The sequence below is a fragment of the Prescottella sp. D32 genome (genome assembly GCF_037287305.1).
Classification (GTDB): Bacteria; Actinomycetota; Actinomycetes; order Mycobacteriales; family Mycobacteriaceae; genus Prescottella; species Prescottella equi.
Genome location: NZ_JARBSW010000001.1, coordinates 538,856 through 557,992 on the forward strand (window position 1 = coordinate 538,856; position 19,137 = coordinate 557,992).

22 protein-coding genes are annotated in these 19,137 nt (G+C 68.0%); 12 read left to right on the forward strand and 10 right to left on the reverse strand.

Annotated elements, in window-relative coordinates:
- Positions 1-23: 23 nt before the first annotated feature.
- The 4 genes from PSS76_RS02500 to PSS76_RS02515 are packed head-to-tail and all read left to right on the forward strand — an operon-like array spanning position 24 to position 4,026.
- The gene (locus tag PSS76_RS02500; protein ID WP_221285763.1) at positions 24-1,373 is read left to right on the forward strand and encodes a flavin-containing monooxygenase; all 1,350 of its coding nucleotides are present in this window, start codon (positions 24-26) and stop codon (positions 1,371-1,373) included.
- A gap of 40 nt (positions 1,374-1,413) precedes the next feature.
- Positions 1,414-2,049: a TetR/AcrR family transcriptional regulator gene (locus PSS76_RS02505; RefSeq protein ID WP_221285762.1), complete on the forward strand. Its 636-nt coding sequence runs from the start codon at positions 1,414-1,416 to the stop codon at positions 2,047-2,049.
- An 11-nt stretch (positions 2,050-2,060) separates the two neighbouring features.
- Complete coding sequence (locus tag PSS76_RS02510; protein ID WP_221286272.1) at positions 2,061-3,011, forward strand: alpha/beta hydrolase; 951 nt, start codon at positions 2,061-2,063, stop codon at positions 3,009-3,011.
- Positions 2,989-4,026 carry an NAD(P)-dependent alcohol dehydrogenase gene (locus PSS76_RS02515; RefSeq protein WP_084845968.1) on the forward strand — a complete coding sequence of 346 codons (1,038 nt, stop codon included), beginning with the start codon at positions 2,989-2,991 and terminating at the stop codon, positions 4,024-4,026. Before PSS76_RS02510 ends, PSS76_RS02515 begins: the two co-directional genes overlap by 23 nt.
- A gap of 73 nt (positions 4,027-4,099) precedes the next feature.
- Here PSS76_RS02515 and PSS76_RS02520 read toward each other — a convergent pair whose 3' ends face one another.
- The 7 genes from PSS76_RS02520 to PSS76_RS02550 all read right to left on the reverse strand — a co-directional run bounded on the left by PSS76_RS02520 (position 4,100) and on the right by PSS76_RS02550 (position 9,936).
- Positions 4,100-5,248, reverse strand: a complete 1,149-nt coding sequence (locus PSS76_RS02520) for an oxidoreductase (protein WP_005517087.1) — start codon at positions 5,246-5,248, stop codon at positions 4,100-4,102.
- Complete coding sequence (locus PSS76_RS02525; RefSeq protein ID WP_005517089.1) at positions 5,245-5,769, reverse strand: nuclear transport factor 2 family protein; 525 nt, start codon at positions 5,767-5,769, stop codon at positions 5,245-5,247. Before PSS76_RS02525 ends, PSS76_RS02520 begins: the two co-directional genes overlap by 4 nt.
- Positions 5,770-5,840: 71 nt before the next feature.
- Positions 5,841-6,356 (reverse strand): nuclear transport factor 2 family protein, encoded by a 516-nt coding sequence (locus tag PSS76_RS02530; protein WP_081206018.1) that lies wholly within the window; start codon positions 6,354-6,356, stop codon positions 5,841-5,843.
- A gap of 120 nt (positions 6,357-6,476) precedes the next feature.
- Entirely contained in the window at positions 6,477-7,115 is a 639-nt protein-coding gene (locus PSS76_RS02535; RefSeq protein ID WP_013417454.1) for a TetR/AcrR family transcriptional regulator, read from the reverse strand.
- Positions 7,116-7,257: 142 nt separating this feature from the next.
- Positions 7,258-7,710: a nuclear transport factor 2 family protein gene (locus tag PSS76_RS02540; RefSeq protein WP_064078499.1), complete on the reverse strand. Its 453-nt coding sequence runs from the start codon at positions 7,708-7,710 to the stop codon at positions 7,258-7,260.
- Between the two features lie 67 nt (positions 7,711-7,777).
- Positions 7,778-9,214 (reverse strand): coniferyl aldehyde dehydrogenase, encoded by a 1,437-nt coding sequence (locus PSS76_RS02545; protein ID WP_081206017.1) that lies wholly within the window; start codon positions 9,212-9,214, stop codon positions 7,778-7,780.
- Between the two features lie 170 nt (positions 9,215-9,384).
- Entirely contained in the window at positions 9,385-9,936 is a 552-nt protein-coding gene (locus PSS76_RS02550) for a hypothetical protein (protein ID WP_337455818.1), read from the reverse strand.
- A gap of 87 nt (positions 9,937-10,023) precedes the next feature.
- Between PSS76_RS02550 and PSS76_RS02555 the strand changes: the two genes are divergently transcribed.
- Complete coding sequence (locus PSS76_RS02555) at positions 10,024-10,473, forward strand: DUF8021 domain-containing protein (protein WP_005517095.1); 450 nt, start codon at positions 10,024-10,026, stop codon at positions 10,471-10,473.
- Positions 10,474-10,532: 59 nt separating this feature from the next.
- Positions 10,533-11,294: a 3-oxoacyl-ACP reductase FabG gene (gene fabG, locus PSS76_RS02560; protein ID WP_005517097.1), complete on the forward strand. Its 762-nt coding sequence runs from the start codon at positions 10,533-10,535 to the stop codon at positions 11,292-11,294.
- Here the strand turns inward: fabG and PSS76_RS02565 are convergent.
- Entirely contained in the window at positions 11,267-12,037 is a 771-nt protein-coding gene (locus tag PSS76_RS02565; protein WP_233284607.1) for a helix-turn-helix transcriptional regulator, read from the reverse strand. The two genes, fabG and PSS76_RS02565, sit on opposite strands and share 28 nt — an antisense overlap.
- 133 nt (positions 12,038-12,170) lie before the next feature.
- Here PSS76_RS02565 and PSS76_RS02570 point away from each other — a divergent pair, with 133 nt between their 5' ends.
- The 3 genes from PSS76_RS02570 to PSS76_RS02580 are packed head-to-tail and all read left to right on the forward strand — an operon-like array spanning position 12,171 to position 15,173.
- Positions 12,171-13,337 (forward strand): LLM class flavin-dependent oxidoreductase, encoded by a 1,167-nt coding sequence (locus PSS76_RS02570; protein WP_005517100.1) that lies wholly within the window; start codon positions 12,171-12,173, stop codon positions 13,335-13,337.
- Complete coding sequence (locus PSS76_RS02575) at positions 13,334-14,377, forward strand: alcohol dehydrogenase catalytic domain-containing protein (RefSeq protein ID WP_337455819.1); 1,044 nt, start codon at positions 13,334-13,336, stop codon at positions 14,375-14,377. The genes PSS76_RS02570 and PSS76_RS02575 overlap by 4 nt, the downstream gene beginning before the upstream one ends.
- The gene (locus PSS76_RS02580) at positions 14,370-15,173 is read left to right on the forward strand and encodes an SDR family NAD(P)-dependent oxidoreductase (RefSeq protein ID WP_005517103.1); all 804 of its coding nucleotides are present in this window, start codon (positions 14,370-14,372) and stop codon (positions 15,171-15,173) included. Before PSS76_RS02575 ends, PSS76_RS02580 begins: the two co-directional genes overlap by 8 nt.
- Before the next feature lie 39 nt (positions 15,174-15,212).
- Here PSS76_RS02580 and PSS76_RS02585 read toward each other — a convergent pair whose 3' ends face one another.
- Complete coding sequence (locus PSS76_RS02585) at positions 15,213-16,145, reverse strand: DNA-3-methyladenine glycosylase family protein (RefSeq protein ID WP_064076300.1); 933 nt, start codon at positions 16,143-16,145, stop codon at positions 15,213-15,215.
- A gap of 73 nt (positions 16,146-16,218) precedes the next feature.
- Between PSS76_RS02585 and PSS76_RS02590 the strand changes: the two genes are divergently transcribed.
- The gene (locus PSS76_RS02590) at positions 16,219-16,773 is read left to right on the forward strand and encodes a ribonuclease H family protein (RefSeq protein ID WP_013417446.1); all 555 of its coding nucleotides are present in this window, start codon (positions 16,219-16,221) and stop codon (positions 16,771-16,773) included.
- A 119-nt stretch (positions 16,774-16,892) separates the two neighbouring features.
- Here PSS76_RS02590 and PSS76_RS02595 read toward each other — a convergent pair whose 3' ends face one another.
- The gene (locus tag PSS76_RS02595) at positions 16,893-17,324 is read right to left on the reverse strand and encodes a TetR family transcriptional regulator C-terminal domain-containing protein (protein WP_064059360.1); all 432 of its coding nucleotides are present in this window, start codon (positions 17,322-17,324) and stop codon (positions 16,893-16,895) included.
- A gap of 56 nt (positions 17,325-17,380) precedes the next feature.
- On the opposite strand from PSS76_RS02595, the gene PSS76_RS02600 reads away from it, so the two are divergent.
- Positions 17,381-17,812, forward strand: a complete 432-nt coding sequence (locus tag PSS76_RS02600; RefSeq protein ID WP_084924987.1) for a CPBP family intramembrane glutamic endopeptidase — start codon at positions 17,381-17,383, stop codon at positions 17,810-17,812.
- Between the two features lie 9 nt (positions 17,813-17,821).
- Entirely contained in the window at positions 17,822-19,120 is a 1,299-nt protein-coding gene (locus PSS76_RS02605; protein ID WP_337455820.1) for an HNH endonuclease signature motif containing protein, read from the forward strand.
- Positions 19,121-19,137: the final 17 nt, after the last annotated feature.

Below are 19,137 nucleotides of genomic sequence, written 5' to 3' on the forward strand. Positions count from 1 at the left end.
CGGCTTCCCACGAACGGAGCACGATGGCGAAACCCACCACCTGCATCATCGGAGCCGGGATCAGCGGTCTCACGGCCGGCAAGATGCTCACCGACTACGACATTCCCTACGAGTGCTTCGAGAGTTCCGATCGGATCGGCGGGAACTGGGCGTTCGGCAACCCGAACGGGCACTCGAGCGCCTACCGGTCGCTGCACATCGACACGTCCAAGACGCGACTGTCCTTCAAGGACTTCCCGATTCCCCAGGAACTCCCGGACTTCCCCCACCACACCGACATCAAGCGATACCTCGACGACTACGCCGAGGCTTTCGGGTTGCTCGACCGGATCAGTTTCTGCAACGGTGTCGACCACGCGGAACACCTGCCCGGCGGCGGGTGGGAGATCCACACCCAGGACGGCGAGACCCGTCGCTTCGACTTCCTGGTGGTCGGGAACGGGCATCACTGGGATCCCCGCCTGCCCGACTTCCCCGGCGAGTTCACGGGCGAGTCGATCCATTCCCATGCCTACATCGATCCCGAGACGCCGCTGAACTTGCGGGACAAGCGAATTCTCATCGTCGGCCTGGGTAACAGTGCGGCCGACATCGCGGTGGAGCTGTCGCATCGAACGCTGACGAACAAGGTCACTCTCTCGACGCGGTCGGGCGCGTGGGTGGTGCCCAAGTACGCGTTCGGCGTCCCTGCGGACACGCTGATCCAGACCATCCCGCAGATCCCGCTGTCGTGGCAGCGCCGGATGGGGCGGCGCGGGCCGATCTTCCTGTCGGGTCGTCCCGAGAGCTTCGGCCTGCCCAAGCCGGATCATCATTTCGGGGAGGCGCACCCCACGCAGTCCCAGGAGTTGTACATCCGCCTCGGCTCGGGAGACCTCACCGCGAAGCCGAACATCGACCGACTAGACGGCGAGACCGTGCATTTCGTCGACGGCACCAGTCAGGACTTCGACGTCGTCATCTACGCGACGGGCTACAACATCACGTTCCCCTTCTTCGACGAGGACTTCCTGAGCGCGCCCGGCAACCACTTCCCGCTCTACAAGCGCATGTTCAAGCCGGGGATGGACGATCTCGCCTTCATCGGCTTCGCGCAGGCGGCCCCGACGCTCTTCCCGTTCGTCGAATGCCAGGCGCGCACTCTCGCCGCGTATCTCGCCGGCACCTACCGGCCGCCGACGGAAGCGGAGATGCACCGCGTGATCAAGGCCGACGAGGAACGCTTCGTGGGGCACTTCAACAATCGGCCCCGACACACCCAGCAGGTCGACTACTACATCTACGAACACGAGATGCGGACCAAGGAACTCCCGGCCGGCCTGGAGCGGGTGCGCCGAGACGGCGCGGTCCGGTTCGCGGGTGTCCCGGCATGATGGGGACTTCAACGCCGTAGCCGACCGGAAGGCCGACACCATGAGCAGTCACCCTGCCTCCAGCGAGGAGACCCGCACGCGGAGGGCGAACAAGGGTGAGGAGCGCCGGGCGGCGATCCTCGACGCCGTCGAACGCCTGCTCGAGGATCGCACCCTCGACGAGATCAACATCAGCGACATCTCGCGTGCCGCGGGGGTCACCCGGTCGGGCTTCTACTTCTACTTCGACAACAAGGCGAAGGCCGTCGCCGCACTGTCTCGCACGGTGTACGGCGAGATGCAGGAGGGAGCACGCGGCTACCTCGCCCGCGAGGGCAGTCCGCGGGAGATGATCGACGGCCTGATCACCGAGGTGATCGGAACCTGGGAACGTCACCCGAATCTGTATCGCGCCCTGCGGGATGCGCGCGACTCGGATCCCACGGTGCGCGAGATGTGGGATCACGACCGCTTCAGCTTCGTCGACCCGGTGGCGTCGGTGATCGACGCCGAACGGACGTCGGGGCGCGCGGCGGACGGTCCGGACAGCCGGGCCCTCGCCGTGGTTCTTCTCGACATGAACGACCGCGCCGTCGAGAGCCTGTCGCGCGGCGGACCGGAGGCATTGACCCCCGAGACCGCTCGCGAGGCACTCGTCGCGGTGTGGCTCAACTCGATCTATGGGAGCAAATTGTGAATCGGACCGATGTGGAATTCTCGGTGCGGGGGACCACCTGCGCCGCCTGGCACTACCGAGGCGAGGGTGACGCGTTCCTGACCGCGGCGGGCCGACCGTGCGTGGTGATGGCGCACGGCTTCGGCGGAACGGTGGACTCCGGTCTCGAGGGCTTCGCGGAAGGGCTCGCCGCGGCGGGCTTGGACGTCCTGGCCTTCGACTACCGTGGCTTCGGACGCAGCGGTGGCGATGTGCGCCAGACGATCTCGATCCAGGGCCAGCTCGACGACTACGCCGCCGCCGTCGCGGCCGCGCGCCGCACGGACGGCGTCGACCCCGACCGCATCGTCGCGTGGGGCGTCTCCCTGTCCGGCGGCCACGTCCTGCGTCTCGGCGCGAGCGATCCCCGGCTGGCGGCGCTGGTCGCGCTCACCCCGGCCACGGACGCCCGAGCCGCGTCGGCGGCCTCGATGAAGCAGTACAGTCCCGCGCACCTGGCGAAGAGTTCGTGGGCGGCGGTGCGCGACCGGGTGGCGTCGGCGCGCGGCGGTGCGGGGGTCGCGATTCCACTCGCCGGCCGTCCCGGCGAGGTGGCCGCGCTCGCACTGCCCGGCATCTACGAGGACTACCGCTCCATCGCCGGACCCAGCTGGCGCAACGAGGTCAGCGCGCGGTCCTTCCTGGAGATCGGCTCCTACCGGCCCGTGACCGTCGCCGACAAGGTGACCGCCCCGTTGCTGGTGCAGATCGGTGATCTCGATCGCAGCGCGCCGCCGCATGCCGCGGCGAAGGCTGCCGAGAGGGCCCGGGCCGAGGTGCGGCACTACCCTTGCGACCACTTCGACGTCTACCCCGGTAAGCGGTGGTTCGACCGGGTGCTCGAACACCAGATCGTGTTCCTGCGCAGGCATCTCGGTAACCCCGGCACCGTCGTGGACGTCATTGCAGGGGAGGTGCGTGATGAGAGCGTTGCAGCTGGTTGAGCACGGACGGATCGCCGTCGTCGACACCGACGTTCCTGAGATCGGCCCCGGTGAGGTCCTGATCGAGGTTGCCGGTGCGGGCTTGTGCCACTCCGACATCCACGTCCGGCACTCCCCGGCATCCATGATGCCGCCGCCGATGACGCTGGGACACGAGACCGCCGGACGCGTTGCCGCACTGGGTGACGGGGTCGACGCATTCGCGGTAGGCGACGCGGTCCTGGTGTTCCTGGTGTGGAGTTGCGGCACGTGCCGCGCATGCGTGCAGGGACGCGAGAACTCCTGCGAGCGCGGGACCGGACGCCAGGGGCTGCCGCTCTGCCCGGGCCTGGCCGCGCACGGCGGCATGGCCGAGTACATGAAGGTCGACGCCCGCTTCCTCGAACCACTCGGGGACCTCGACCCCGTCACGGCAGGGCCGTTGGCCGACGCCGGCCTGACCACCTACCACGCCATCGACGGCGCCCGGGACCGACTGGGGCCCGGTACGACGGCCGTGGTGCTCGGCATCGGCGGGCTCGGCCACACCGCGGTGCAGATCCTCGCGGCCACCACCGCCACCCGGATCATCGCGGTGGACTCGGCGGAGGAGAAGCTGGAACTGGCAACCGCATTGGGCGCCGATCACGTGTTCGCCAGCGATGCGTCGTGCGTCGGAAGGATTCTCGAACTGACCGACGGCATCGGCGTCGACGCGGTCTTCGACTGTGTCGGTGTGCAGGCCACGGTCGACATCGCCACGCAGATCATCGGACGCGACGGGGCCCTGAGAGTGCTGGGCCTGGGCGGCGGAACCTTCGCCTGGACCGGCTTCGCGCTGCCGTGGGGCGCCGACGTGCGCACGAGCTACGCCGGCACCCGTGCGGACCAGCGCGCGGTGATCGACCTGGCGCGTCGCGGGCTCGTGACGATCGAGTCCGAGACGATTCCGCTCGAGGACGCCGTCGCCGCCTTCGACGCGCTCGAGGCCGGAAAGATCAAGGGCCGCGCGATCCTGGTGCCCGATCACTCCTGAAACGGCGAACGGGAGTTCACCGCACGCACCCCACAGGAAAGCGTGCCGTGAACTCCCGTTCGTGATCGAACCGTCAGTACAGCCGGCCCGCGTGGAGCTTCTGGTCGAATTCCGGCATCGGGTCGCCGTCCCGCAGGCGCTGCGCGATCGCGGGGTCCGCCAGGTGCAGGCGCCCGATCGCGACGAGGTCGAACTCGCCCTCGTTCACGCGGCGCATCAGATCCGACAGCGTGTCCGTCATGTGCGGCAGGCCGACGATGACCTGCTCGTTGAGCGCGCTGTCGAGGCCGACGCTGCCGACAGCCATCACGGTGGCGCCGGTCAGCTTCTTCGCCCACCCGGCCAGCGAGAGGTCGCTGCCCTCGAACGCGGGCGCGTAGAACCGGCGGATGCTGGCATCCAGGATGTCGACACCGGCGTCGACGAGCGCGTTCAGCACCACACCGAGTTCCTCGGGGGTCTCGGCGATCCTCGACACGAAGTCCTGCTGCTTGTGCTGCGAGAACCGGAAGATGATCGGGTAGTCCTCGCCGATCTCCTTCCGGATCGCCTTCACGACCTCGACCGGGAAACGGGTGCGGCGCTGCAGGTCCCCGCCCCACTCGTCGTCGCGCTGGTTGGTGGGCTCCCACAGGAAGGCGTCCAGAAGGTACCCGTGACCGCCGTGCAGGGCGATGCCGTCGAACCCGACGTCGATCGCGTTGCGGGCCGCCGCGGCGTAGGCCGCGATCACGTCGGCGATGTCCTGCTCGGACATCGCCGCGGTGACCGGACGCATCTGCTCGACGTAGTCGTCGGAGTACATCGTGTTGCCCACGGTGCCCCAGTGTCCGGACGGGCGCATCGGGGTGACGTCACCGACCGGGCCCATCGCGCCGAACAGCGGCCCGACGTGCCACAACTGCGGGACGATCTTCCCGCCCGCGGCGTGGACCGCGTCGACAACCTTGCGCCAACCCGCCAGCGCCGCTTCGCCGTACATCACCGGAACGGTGTCGGCGTCGACGGCCGAGGGATGCTCGATCGCGACCCCCTCGGTGACGATGAGTCCGGTCCCACCCTCCGCGCGGCGACGGTAGTACGCGACGACCTCGTCGGTGGGCACGCCACCAGGAGACCCGTGACGGGTCATGGGCGACATCGCGATCCGGTTCCGCAGTTCGAGGGACCGGACGGTGAGCGGCGTGAAGAGGGCGGACGTGTCCAGTGCTGTGGTGGTCACAGTGCTCCCATGTAGTCGAAGAAGTTGGGCGTGTGGGTTTCGCGGAGGCGGGTGAGCTTGCGGTAGCTGATCAGCCACTTGCCCTCCACCTTGCGGTACTCCTCGTGGTAGTGGCCGTAACCGTGGAGGTGTTCCTCGACATCGCCGTTGGTCCACCACAGTTCGTCCTCCATGGCCCAGATGCCGGTGGCGGTGGTGTCCGAGGTGAGGACGATCTCGGGCGTGTGGCCGTGGTGCGCCGTGGTCACGTGCGTCGAGGATCCGAGCATGCCCCGGATCGAGTTGGTCAGGTGCTCGCGTCCGGATGCCCGGTTGGCCTGGCCGTCGGACTTGGGCTGCTTGTCTCCGGGCAACCCGGCCCACGTCTCGGTGACGACATCCTCGGTGTGCAGGGGCCCGTAGAGGTCCCACTGCTTGGTGTCCATGACGCGCAGACGCATCGCGAACACGCGCTTGATCTCCTCGATGGCGAGCACCTGCTCGGCCGCGGTCATCGTCAGTTCAGTGGTGGGCGCACCCATGCCTCAACCTCTTTCCTCGGGTCTCATTCTATCAACCAAGCAATTGTTTGGTGACCTGGAACACAGCATAGCTAGCGTCGAGGCGTATCGGCTCCGCGGTAGTCGTAGAAGTTCGGGGTCGCGGTTTCGCGCAGTCGGGTGAGGGTGCGGTAGCTGATCAGCCACTTGCCCTCCACCTTGCGGTATTCCTCGTGGTAGTGGCCGTAGCCGTGGAGGTGTTCCTCGACATCGCCGTTGGTCCACCACAGTTCGTCCTCCATGGCCCAGATGCCGGTGGCGGTGGTGTCCGAGGTGAGGACGATCTCGGGGGTGTGTCCGTGATGCACACTCGTCACGAACACCTTGCCGTCCAGGGTGTTTCGAATCGTGTCGGCGAGGGTCTCGCGCCCGGTGACTCTGCTGCCGGCACCCCAGGACTCGCTGACGATGTCCTCCGTGTGCACCGACCCGTAGAGGTCCCACTGCTTGGTGTCCATGATCCGCAGGCGCCGGGCGAAGACCCGCTCGATCTCCTCGACGGCGAGCGCCTGCTCGGCCGGGGTGAGTGTCAGCGACGGTGACTGGTTGTCCGTGGCGGGCGTGCCCATGATTCGACCTCCGTGTTCGGGGTGTGGAAGAGCGAGCTTTCGATCGGCCCGGAGCCTAACCGCGGTTGCGGCCCCGGGGCCCGGACTTCCCGCCCAGCGGTTGCGCGGGCGTCGGAGACTTCACGCCGCCGCCGGAGCGGGAGTGTGGTGCACCGAATCGTGATGGGAGCAGCCGGCATCGACGGCGAATCCGTCGAGGAAGATCGACACGCAGTCCGCGGCGAGACGATCGGTGGAGTAGGCGTCGTCGGCGCTGTGCCACCGCGTGGACAGCCACACGCAGTCGCGGATGAAGCGATGGAACACTCCTGCCGGCAGATCGTTTCGGAAGGTGCCGCGCCGCTTGCCGTCCTCGATCGTGTCGAGCCACACCTGCTGGATCTCGTCCGCGAGGTCGCTCGCGCGGGTCCGCTGCGAGCGGTTGTGTAGGTGGGGGAGTTCGTCCTGGTACACGGCGGTTGCGTGTGGACGCTCGTGCGCCAGTTCCAACGACGTGTCGACGACGGCCTGCAGCCGTGCGCGCGGGTCCAGTGTCAGTGCGTCGAGTGCCCGGTACCGCCGTTGCAGTTCTTCGAGATAGCCCACCACGAGCTCGTCCACGATGGCGAGCTTGGACGGAAAGTGGTGGTACAGCGCCCCCGACACGACGCCCACGCGGTCGGCGATCTCCCGAATGGTCGTCGCGGCCACGCCTTTGCGGGCGAACAGGTCGGCCGCCGCGTCGAGGATCTCGCGGCGTCGCGCCGAGCACTCCGTCATGGTCCAGCCCCTCCCTCGAGCTCCCAAGCAATCGCTTGACTGAACTATAGGATCGGACGGCCCGTCGGGGAAGGCCTGTTCCGCTCAGCCAAATATCTCCTGAACTGCTTCGATCGACGATTGCGTGGGACGGCGGGCGCTCTCACTTCAGGAGCTCGACCTCGACGTCGTAGGTGAAGTCGACCGAGAGTTCCCGCCGGGAGATACGCCACGCGCCGTCCGCGCGGCGGTACTCGTCCTGGTAGCGCATCGCCACGACGTAGTCGCGATGGCCACCCTCGGTGGCGTACACGTGGTGGGCCTCGCCGTAGACCTGGCCGCGGGCAGTGTCGCCCGAGAGGTCGACGATCTGCTGGCTGACGACGTGCCGGGTGGAATGGAGATGCGCGACGGCCTCGAGGACCCCCGCGGCGATGCCCATGTTGCCGGTCAGCGTGGCGTTGCGGCCGCGCCGGACCAGGCCGGCCGGCTGGACCAGTTCCGCGTCGTCGGCGAAGAGCACGGTCAGCGCCGGCTCGTCGCGGTGGTCGACGGCGATCGCGTACTGCGCGACGAGGTCGGTGAGGGCCAGGCGGTCTACGAGTTCACTGCTCATGAAACACATTCTCCCCGCCGCCCGAGAAGGCGGCGGGGAGACATCTCACTGATCGGCAATGTCGCCGCTACGGGGTGACCTGCGCCTCCATCGCGGCGAGGAAGCCCTCACCGTACGGTGGCAGCGTGCCCCATTCGGCTCGCGGGTCGTGTTCGGGCGCCTCGAAAACCGTACGGGCATGGCTGAATTCGAGAAACCCCTCCCGCCCGTGGTAGTGGCCCATTCCGGACGCGCCGACACCGCCGAACGGGGCGTCGCGCATGCCGGGATGCATCATGATGTCGTTGACCGTCACCCCGCCCGAGAACGTGCGAGTGAGAACTGCCTCCTGCTCGGCGGCGTCGGTGCCGAAGTAGTACAGCGCCAGCGGCTTCGGCCTGCTGTTGATGTCCGCGATGACATCTTCGGTCTGGTCGTACGGAAGCAGGATGATCGCGGGGCCGAAGATCTCTTCCTGCATGATCTTCGACTCGGCCGGCGGCGAGACCACCAATCGCAGCGGACGCTTGCGGTCGCCGTCGACGGGCGAGCTCTCGTCCACCGGGGTGGCGACGATCAGTGCTCCGCGGTCGCGGGCGTCGGCGACCAGCGCCTCCACCCGGGCCAGGTGACGATCGCTCACCACAGCGACGACGTCCGGGTTGTCGGTGATGGACGGCAGGAGCGAGGCGTACGACTTCTCGAGCGCGCCGACGAACGTGTCGAGTTCCTCGCGGGGGACGTACACCACGTCGGGGGAGACGCAGATCTGGCCGGAGTTGGTGGCCTTCGCGATTGCGATCTTGTTGGCTGCGTCGTCGAGGTCGGCGCTGCGCCCGACGATCGTCGGCGACTTGCCACCCAGTTCCAGGGTGACCGGTACGAGGTTCTTGGCGGCGTTGGCCATGACGAGCTTGCCGACCTCGGTGCTGCCGGTGAAGACGAGGTGGTCGAACGGCAGCGACGTGAACGCGTCGGCGACTTCGGGCCCGCCGGTCACGACCGCCACCTCGGTGGGATCGAACATCTCTGCCACGGCGTCGGCGAGCACCTGCGCAGTCTGCGGCACGATCTCGGACGGCTTGAGGATCGCGCGATTGCCGGCACCGAGCGCGCACGCCAGCGGGCTGAGTAGTGTGAACAGCGGCGCGTTCCACGTGCCGATGATGCCGACCGAGCCCTTGGGCTGGTACTGGATGTACGCCTTCGCGCCCAGTTGGTCGTACGGCGGGTACGGTGGCCGCTCCTCGTCTTCCATCCACGACTCGAGGGAGTCTCGGGTGTGCTTGAGCGACGTGATGGCTCCGAGGATGTCGTTCATGATCGAGAACGCGACGAGGCGCCCACCGAAGTCCGCGTCGATCGCCTCGGTGAGCGGCTTGTGGTAGCGGACCAGCAGGTCGATCATCTTCTGCAGGCGGGCGCGGCGCTCGTCGGCCGACGGCGTTCCCTGTTCGGACGCAGCACGTTTCTGAGCCTCGAGGATCTGAGGGAGGCGCGTGATGGCGGCGGTGTCCGTACTCATGGGTAACTCCTGTCGTTGCCGATGTCACGAAGCTAAACGACCTGTGGCGGCGGTAACAGCACGGCGTCTCGCCCACCGGGAGTGTTCGTCGGCGTCCGGCCGGGAAGGGGCCGACCGGGCCGGTCCGTCCCGGTGGCAGGTACCCCGTGCGGGGGAGTCGGGAGTCCTCGCTAGTCGGGACTTCGGTCCCCGGAGCGGGATTCGTCGGCGGATTCGGATTGGGATTCGGAGGGGTCGTCGGGCCCCTCGATCGTGGCCCCACTGCGGGTGACCACGAGCCCGGTGCCGACGAGACCGATCAGCACCACGCCGAGTGCGACGCTCGGCCAGCCCTCGGTCTGCCAGTACACGTCCCGCAGAGTGATGAGCAGTGCGGCCTCGTCGACGATGAGTGCGAGCGCGATGCCCAGTGCCAGACCCATCCACGTGCGTGCGCGCGGACTGCGGTCGACCATGCCGAAGATCGCGACGCCGGCCAGCAGCAGGATGCCCCACAGGTAGTGGTGCAGGTGCGTGCCGCCGGCGGAGACGTCGCCGAAGTCCCGGGAGTCGACCTGGATCAGCCACGTCACCAGGCGGGCGCCGCCGAAGGTGACCGTGAACGCGAGCCAGGCCAGCACGATGCCGCGGCGGGTCTCGTCGATCTGACTCCAGCGGCGCGGGAAACGCACGCGCCGTGGCTCGGATGGCTTCCGGTCGTCGTCGGAGATGGATCGTCCCATGATTTCTTGTCTACCCCCGATGACGCGACATCGCCGGGCACGCGCGTTTTCCGCCCGTACTGCAACGTGTTCTAGCTACGATGCGGCATGCGTATCGCCAAGACGTCGACCCTGTCCCTGCTCGCCGCGGCCACCATGGCCGTGGTGGCACCCACCGCTGCCTCGGCCGCGCCGAACCCGGCCGACTCCCCGAACCAGGCGATGGCCCGCGCCTACATCGACGCGCTCGTCAGTCACGACGCGAGTGCCGTCGTGTTCACCCCCGACGCCACCCGTGTCGAGGCCGGACTGCAGACCGGCTTCAACGGCCCGCAGCTCACGAACGACCTGAACCACGGCGTCCAGTACCGCGTCATCCAGGGCGTCCGGGACCTCGTGATGAGCGAGGCCGGCGACACCGTCCACACCCGCTACCTGCTCGACGCCGGCTTCGGCCCGCAGCGACTGATGACCGTCGAGATCGTCGAGACCTTCGCCTTCGAGAACGGAGCGATCGACCAGATCGTCGCCACCATCTCCCCGGTCTCGCTGTCCTGACGCCGTCGCCCGCGTAGCCTCACCGACGGACGACACCGGGCAGTGGGAGGGAACGACACATGACGGACGGCAACCAGCGGGTGGCAGTGGTCTCGGGTGCGGCACGCGGAATCGGCGCCGCGATCGCGAAGCGCCTCGCGTCGGACGGCCTCGCCGTCGCGGTCCTCGACCTCGACGAATCCTCCTGTGCCGAGACGGTCTCCGCCATCGAGAGTGCCGGCGGGCGCGCACTCGCGGTGGGCGCCGACGTCTCGGACGAGGCGTCGGTCGCCGCCGCCGTCGACAGGATCGCGAACGAACTGGGTGCCCCCACCGTCGTCGTGAACAACGCCGGCATCACCCGGGACAACCTGCTGTTCAAGATGAGCGTGGACGACTGGGACGCCGTGATGAACGTGCACCTGCGCGGGGCCTTCCTACTCACTCGCGCCGCGCAGAAGTACATGGTCGAGCAGAAGTGGGGCCGCATCGTCAACCTGTCGAGCATCTCGGCGCTCGGCAATCGCGGCCAGGTGAACTACTCGGCCGCGAAGGCTGGCATGCAGGGGCTGACGAAGACCCTCGCGCTCGAGCTGGGTCCGTTCGGCGTCACCGCCAACGCCATCGCCCCCGGTTTCATCGCGACCGAGATGACGGCCGCGACGGCGGAGCGCCTCGGCGTGCCGTTCGACGACTTCATGGCCGCTGCCGCCGCCGAGACGCCGGTGCGCCGCGTCGGTGTGCCCGACGACATCGCACACACCGCGTCGTTCCTGATCGGCGAGGGGGCGGGGTTCGTGTCGGGGCAGGTGATCTACGTGGCGGGCGGCCCGAAGGACTGAACCTCGAGGGCCAACTGGGTGCGGGACGCGCATCCGGTGGCCGCGAGGATCCGGCTGACGTACTTCTTCACGGTGTCCTCGGCAAGCATGAGTCGCCGCGCGATGGCCGCGTTGCTCATACCGTCCGCAACCAGTCTCGCGACGTCACGCTGACGTTCGGTGAGTGCGGCGTACGGGTCGCGTCGCGGTGCCGTCTCGAGATTGCGGGTCAGAGCGGACAGGTGACGGGCCAACAGGCGCAGCGTTGCGAGGTCGCGGGTGCCGAGCGCACTGTCGTCGCCGTCGAAGAGACCCACGAGAGCGCGCGCCCGACCGGGCAGATCCAGGTGCATCGCGCTGACCGAGCGCAGACCCCAGGCGCCCAGATAGTCCCGCACGTAGGCGGCCGCACCGGCGGGCAGGTCCTGTAGATCGCCGAGTGACGCGACGCGGTTGTGTTCGAGCCGGCGACGGGCCTCGGGGGTCGCGAAGATGTCGTGCCGGGCCCACTTCTCCTGGTAGACCGGACGATTGCACTCCCACCCGTGTCCGCCGACGAGTGCGGCGTCGGGATCGGTGAACTGACTGTCGTAGCTGTCGCCGACGAAGCACGTCGCGACCCGCACCGGGAAGACGTCGGTCATCGCCGCCGCGATCCGGGTGCGGAACTCCGGCACCGTCCGCACGTCCACGCAACGATCGAGCACCGCGAAGACGCGCTCGTAATCGGTTGCTCGCAAGGAGACCTCGGTCAAACAGTTCACCACCCATCCGAGTACCCGGCCTGGCCGAGGCGCTGTGTGCGGAACTGTCCACCAAAGTGCACTGTCGCCCGGGCGGAACGAATTCTAGCGTCGGGGACGACTGTGTTTCAGCGATTTCCCGAGGAGTACACGCATGGGCAGGCTTCGTTTCGGCGCTTTCATCGCGCCGCACCACGCCATCGGCCAGAACCCCACCGTCGCCCTGCAGCGCGACCTCGAGTTCGTCGAGCACCTGGACCGGCTCGACTTCGACGAGGTGTGGATCGGCGAACACCACTCGGCGGGCAGCGAGATCATCGGCAGCCCCGAGATCTTCATCGCCGCCGCCGCGGAGCGGACCAAGCGCATCAAGCTCGGCACCGGTGTGACGTCGCTGAGCTACCACAACCCGCTGTGGGTCGCGGACCGCATGGTGCTGCTCGACCACCTCACCCGTGGCCGGGTGATGCTCGGCGTCGGTCCCGGCTCGCTGCCGACCGATTCGGCGATGATCGGACTGAATCCCACCGAGTGCCGCGAACTGCTCGAAGAGAACCTCGACATCGTCGTGCGACTGCTCCACGGCGAGTCGGTCACCGCGACCACGCGGACCCACACCCTGATCGACGCCCAACTGCAGCTGCGTCCGTACTCGCACCCGTGTTTCGAGGTCGTCGTCGCCGGGGTGGCGTCGCCCACCGGACCGCGCCTGGCCGGCAAGCACGGCCTCGGCCTGCTGTCGATCGGCGCGACGCTGACCCCCGAGGGCTACGACGCGCTCGGCCACCATTTCGGAATCATGGAGGAACGCGCCGCCGAGTACGGCACCGCCGTCGACCGGGACCAGTGGCGTCTCGTCTGCCCGATGCACATCGCGGAGACGGAGGAGCAGGCGCAGCAGGACGTGCGATTCGGGTTGGGCGAGTGGATCGACTACTTCGGAAAGGTCGCAGCCTTCCCGCATTTCGGCTCCGGTGGTGCCGCAATGGACGACATGATCAAGTACATGAACCACTCCGGCATGGGGATCATCGGCACCCCGGCACAGGCCCGCGAGCTGATCGACAAGCTCGTGACGCAGTCCGGCGGATTCGGTTCGATGCTGATCATGAACGCCGACTGGGCCGCCCCGGCCGCGACGAAGCGCTCGTTCGAGTTGATCGCCCAGCAGGTGGCCCCGCACTTCCAAGGACAGTCGCAACCTCTGTTCGACGCCGCTGCCCGCGCCGGCCAGAAGCGAGACGGGTACAACGAGGCGCAGCACGCCGCGATCGCGCACATGACCAAGAAGTACGAGGACGAACTGGCGGCCAAGGCGTGAGGGCCGCTGTCCTGCACGGCATCGACGACCTGCGGGTCGAGGACGTGCCGGAACCGGAGCTGCCGGACGGGTACGTCCTCGTCGACGTGGCGTTCAACGGCATCTGCGGATCCGATCTCGGCATGATCCACTCGTTCGGGATCTCCGAGCATCCGCATCCGCTCACCGGTGCGTGCGGCCCACAGATCCTCGGCCACGAGTTCTCCGGCGTCGTTTGCGCGGTGGGCGCCGGTGTCGTCGACGTCGCCGTCGGCGACCGGGTCGCGGTGCAGCCCAACTATCACTGCGGCACGTGTGCCCGGTGCCGGGACGGGCACGAGCACCTGTGCACGTCGGCGGCCTTCCACGGGATAAACGCTCCGGGAGGCGGGTTGGCCGAGCGCACCGCCGTGCCCGCGGAGAACGTGCACGTGCTGCCCGACGGTGTCTCGCTCGAACAGGCCGCGGTGGTGGAACCGCTGGCCGTCGCGTTGCACGCCGTCGAACTGTCCGGCGTCGGGCACACCGACTTCGCCCTGATCCTCGGGGCCGGGCCCATCGGCATCGCGACCGCACTCAACCTGTGTGCGGACGGTGTGGACCGGATCCTGCTCAGTGAGCCGTCCGAGACGAGGCGTGCGGTCGCGACCGCGCTGGGCCTCGACGTGATCGATCCGACGGCGACCGATCTCGTTGCGGCGGTGCAGGAACGCACCGACGGAGCGGGCGCGGACGTCGTGTTCGAGTGCGCCGGAGTCGGTGCCGCGTTGCAGACGGCGCTCGCTGCCGTTCGGCCCCGGGGCGCGGTGGTGCTGCTCGCGACCTACAAGGAGCAGGTGCCTCTGAACACGTATGCGCTGATGTTCGGCGAGATGCGGCTGATGTCGTCCCTCGCATACTCGCGCAAGGAATTCACTTCCGTCATCGACCGTATGGCGGCGGGCGCCTATCCGCTCGACGGGTGGGTGGAGCGTATCCCGCTCGCGGACGTGCTCGACGGTGTCCAGGCGGCGTCCGACGGGCGTCGCATGAAGGTTCTCGTGGAGGTAGCTCATGTCTGACAACACGTTCGACGGCGAACGTTTCGCCGGCCGCGTCGCGGTGGTGACCGGTGCGGCATCGGGAATCGGTGCGGCCGTGGCGAAGCGGCTGATCGGCGAGGGTGCATCCGTCGTCGGGATCGACATCGCCACCGACGCGCTCACGGTCCTGGAGAAGGAACTCGGCGAGAAGTTCGTCGGCGCGACCGCCGACGTCACCGCCGAGGACCAGGTGGCGGCAGCAGTCGCCGTCGCGGTGGAGCGCTTCGGTGCGCTGGATCTGGCGTTCAACGTCGCCGGTGCCGCACGCGGCGGCATGATCCTCGATCTCGAGGAGTCCGACTGGGACTTCACCGTCGACCTCGTGCAGAAGGGCGTGTTCCTGTCCACGAAACACGAGGCCCGGCACATGGTGGCGAACGAGCGGGGCGGCGCGATCGTGAACATCGCGTCATTCAACGCCCGCATGCCGATGATGGGCGGAAGCCCGTACGTGACGGGCAAGGCCGGGGTCGAGATGTTCAGCAAGAACGCCGCCCTCGAACTGTCGCAGCACGGGATCCGCGTCAACGCGGTGCTACCGGGACTCGTCGACACCCCACTCGTCGCGGGCGTCACCGGCTGGGAGCCGCTGCTGAACGGGTTCGTCGAGCGGATCCCGATGGGCCGCCCCGCGACTCCCGAGGAGATCGCAGCGCCGTGCCTGTACCTGGCGAGCGACGACGCCACCTACATCACCGGCGCCAGCCTCATGGTCGACGGCGGCTGGCAGGTCTCCAACTACCCGGACGTGATGAAACTGGTCACCGGCCGCTGAGTGGCGTCGGGGCGCCGCGGCGGCGGAACGCGCCCAGGTTCAGTGCCAGGTGTGGTCGACGATCGGTGTCCGCGGCCCGAACTTGGGTTTGCGGGTCTGGCCACTGATCTCGAGCAGGCGGATCGCGCGGTAGCGGTGGGGGCGGAGGTCGGCGAGGTACTCGACCATGCCCGCGTCGTCGAGGGGCCGGCCCAGCAGGGTCCAGCCGACGACCGACGCGAGGTGGAAGTCGCCGACGGAGAGTGCGTCGGCGTCGCCGAGGGCGCGCTGGGAGACTTCCGCCGCGGTCCACAGCCCGACGCCGGGGACGGCGCGCAGGCGTCGGTACGCGTCCGCGCGGTCCATGCCGACGACCTCCTCGAGACGGTCGGCGACGCGGGCGCACGCGACGATCGTCTTCGCGCGCTGCGGGTCGACGTTGGCGTGGTGGAACTCCCACGACGGAACCCGCCGCCACACCTCGGCACCGGGCGGCACCCGCATGCCGTCGGGAGCGGGTCCCGGTGCCGGCGCTCCGAACTTCGTCACGAGTCGCCGCCACGACGCCTGCGCAGCGACGCCGTGTACTCGCTGCTCGAGGATCGCCGGCACCAGTGCCTCCATCACCCTGCCGGTGCGTACGATCCGCAGGTTCGGAAAGCGGCGGTGCGCCTCGGCCAGCTTCGGGTGGGCGGGCGCGAAGTCGTCGGACCGGCCGGCGTCGTCCTCCCCGACGAGACCCGGCAGGTACGTCTCCAACTCCTCCGCACCAGGTCCCCACGCGCGGGCCTCCACCACACTCGGCCCCTGCTGCCGCAGCCGGTAGGTGACCGCGCCCGACGGCAGTAGCGACGTGCGCCACACACTGCCGTCCGGCTCGCGCCGATGGCACGGGTCGAAGCGTCCGCGCCGCAGCGGCGACAGCGTCGGCGCAAGGTCCACGGGACGTCGCGTCGACAGCTCGAACCGCACTTCGGAGGCCGTATCGGTCATCACCGGCAGCCTATCGTCGCCCGGCCGGGACCTGTCCGGCGGCCGTCGGGGCGGCAACGTATTGTCCGAAGCCATGATCATCGTGAGTACCGACGGTTCGTGTCTGAAGAATCCCGGTGGCGCCATCGGGTGGGCGTGGGTCGATCACGAGGGTCCGAGCCGGTCGGGCGGAGCGGTGTCCGGCACCAACCAGATCGCCGAACTGTGGGCGCTGGTGGAGGCGATCGTCGCGCACCCCGGCCCCGAGCCGCTGCTCATCGAATCCGACTCGCAGTACGCCATCAAGTGCGCGTCCGAGTGGCTCCCCGGATGGAAGCGCAAGGGGTGGAAGACCGCGTCGGGCGGACCGGTCAAGAACCTCGAACTGGTGCAGGACATCGACCGCGCGATCACCGAACGATCCGGACCGGTCCGCTTCCGCTGGGTGCGCGGACACGTCGGCAACCACTTCAACGAGATCGCGGACAAACTGGCGGGTGAGGCTGCGCGTGCCGTCGCGTCGACGCCGGAGAAGGCTCGCCCGTGGGCCGGGCTCGGTCCGCGGGAGGTACCTCCACGTCCCGTGGCCGCGGTTACCCCGGCAGCCGCGCCGGTGAGGGCGCCGGAGCCGGAACTCACGCTGTTCTGAAGGCATCCGCTCGGGCGGGCGGGCGTGATCCGAGTGTCTTGCGTCGAGAAGCTGTCATGTTGTCGCGGACGATCGGGGTTGCACCGAGGGCAACCCCGATAGGTGCGTCGAGCACCGACCTACTGCAGGCGCGCAAGGTACGAATCGAACAGAACAGCCACTTGGTCGAAGCTGAACGTGCGTGGTCGAAGTACCGCGTTCATCGTCAGCCCATCTGTGAAGGCGCGTATCTCCGCACCGGTCACGGCTGGCGCCGAAGCAGGGGCGAGGACGGTAGCGGTCCACTCGCACAGGTGATCGAGTTCAGCGTCGATCGAGTCCAGGACCTCAGCAACCCGCGTAGTCTTGATCGCGACCTGCACTGCCAGCCAAACCTGGGCCTCGAGGCGTGATTCCTCGGTGAGCGGTAACGCCTCCCTCCATAGCTGCTTCACATGCTGTTGGGGCGTCGCGCTGACCACCATCGAATCGATTCGGCGCCGTTGCTGTGCCCTGGCGAGTGACAGCGCGTCGGCGAGCATGTCCTCGGAGTTGGCGAAGTAGTGGCGCAACGCAGACGGTGAGCAATTGGCTTCGGCAGCAACCGATCTGACGGCGACCGCTGTGGGTGGCCATCACGTCGAGCGCAATCGAAGAGATCATCTTCCGCAGAATGGTGATGGATGCACTCGCCGATAACGGGATCGGAGCGGTCGGCCAGATCGGCGCATCTGCACTGGCATTCGGCGTTGCCCACGGCGCTTGGGTTCTTCTCGGTCGAGAATGGGCCATAGCGATCCCGGTCGTTGTCTCGACAACATGCCTGGGGGCAGGATTGGCGGCCGTATATCTGCTATCGGATCGCGCACTCCTACCTGCCGTCATCGCGCATATCGCGATCAATCTGGTGATCGAGCCATGGTTGATCTTGTCCGCAGTCACCCGCGACTGGAATCCTCAACAGGCGAAGCGATTCCCGCCGCCGCAAGCTACTTCCGGATGCTCTCCGGAAAGTCTGACGAACGGGACAGGCCTTGACTCGAACACTAGTTCGAACTAAGCTCGTGTCATGAATCCGGGGGGGCTCAATACGCTGGTCACGGTCGCCGCGCCGCGACCAGAAGACGTGCACACGCTGCCAGAAATCCTACTGGTGCAGACCGGCCTCGACATCTGCCGAGCGATCGAACAACTCGAAGCACTACGCGCAGCCACCGTCGCCGAGATCGACGAGCGCGCAGTCTCGTTCGACACTCTCGGCTTTCGTAGCGTCAAGCAGTGGTTGGCCGCGAACACGTTGCTGGAAGTGCCGGCCGCCGCACGGATTCTCGCGTTGGGCCGGATGCTGAGCCGGCAGCCCGAGATCGCCGACGCCTTCAACTCCGGCGATATTTCCGCCGAGCACGCGGCGTTGATCGGAAAGTTCTGCGAGACCCCGCCGCGCGGCATGCCCGTGGAAGCGTTGGATGCGTGCCGGAAGGTGTTGCTGGATGCCGCGTCCGGTGTCGCCGCGACCACCACGACCGTCCGCATGTGCATCTCGCGGTTGGAGCGGATCTTCGAATCCGACGAACTCCCGCCCAGCGAAGACACCGAACGCAACGAATTCCACGCCTCGAAAACCCTGAACGGACGCGTCGCGGTCAAGGGTGACCTCGACGCCGTCACGGGTGAAATGCTCCTGACCGCACTGTCCGCGTTGACCAAGCCGAGGAATCCGGTCGACGACCCGGCCGAGAAACGCACTCCGGCACGGCAGCGAGCCGATGCCTTCGCCGAGATTCTGCGCCGCTACCTCGACTCCGGCGACGCCCCGATCGAGGGCGGGGAGCGGCCCCACCTGTCGCTGCACGTGAACGCCAGCGATCTCGCCCGCAGCGAGTCGGCTCACGAGTGGGTGAATCCAGACGGCGATTCGGACCTGTTCGGCGACAAGGACATCGCACGCATGCCCCACATGGGACCGCTCTCCATTGCCACCGCCCGGCGACTGGCCTGCGACTGTCACCTCACCCCCATCGTCATGGACGATGGCGTGCCCCTGAACTTGGGCCGCACGAGCAGAACCGTGTCGAAAAAGCAGCGTCGAGCGTTGATCGCCCGCGATCACGGCTGTGCTTTCCCCGGCTGCGGCGCACCACCCGCCCACTGCGAAGGCCATCACGTAAAGCATTGGGCAGACGGTGGACCCACCGACCTCGACAACCTCGTCCTACTCTGCCGCTACCACCACCAGCTACTGCATCACAGCCACTGGGGCGTGAGAATCGGCGCTGACCGGCACCCGTGGTTCACCCCACCGAGCACCGTCGACCCGTTCAAGAAACCCGTCCCCGCCCACAACCGCGCCGGACCACACGCCGCGTGACGCTGCAGCCGACACCT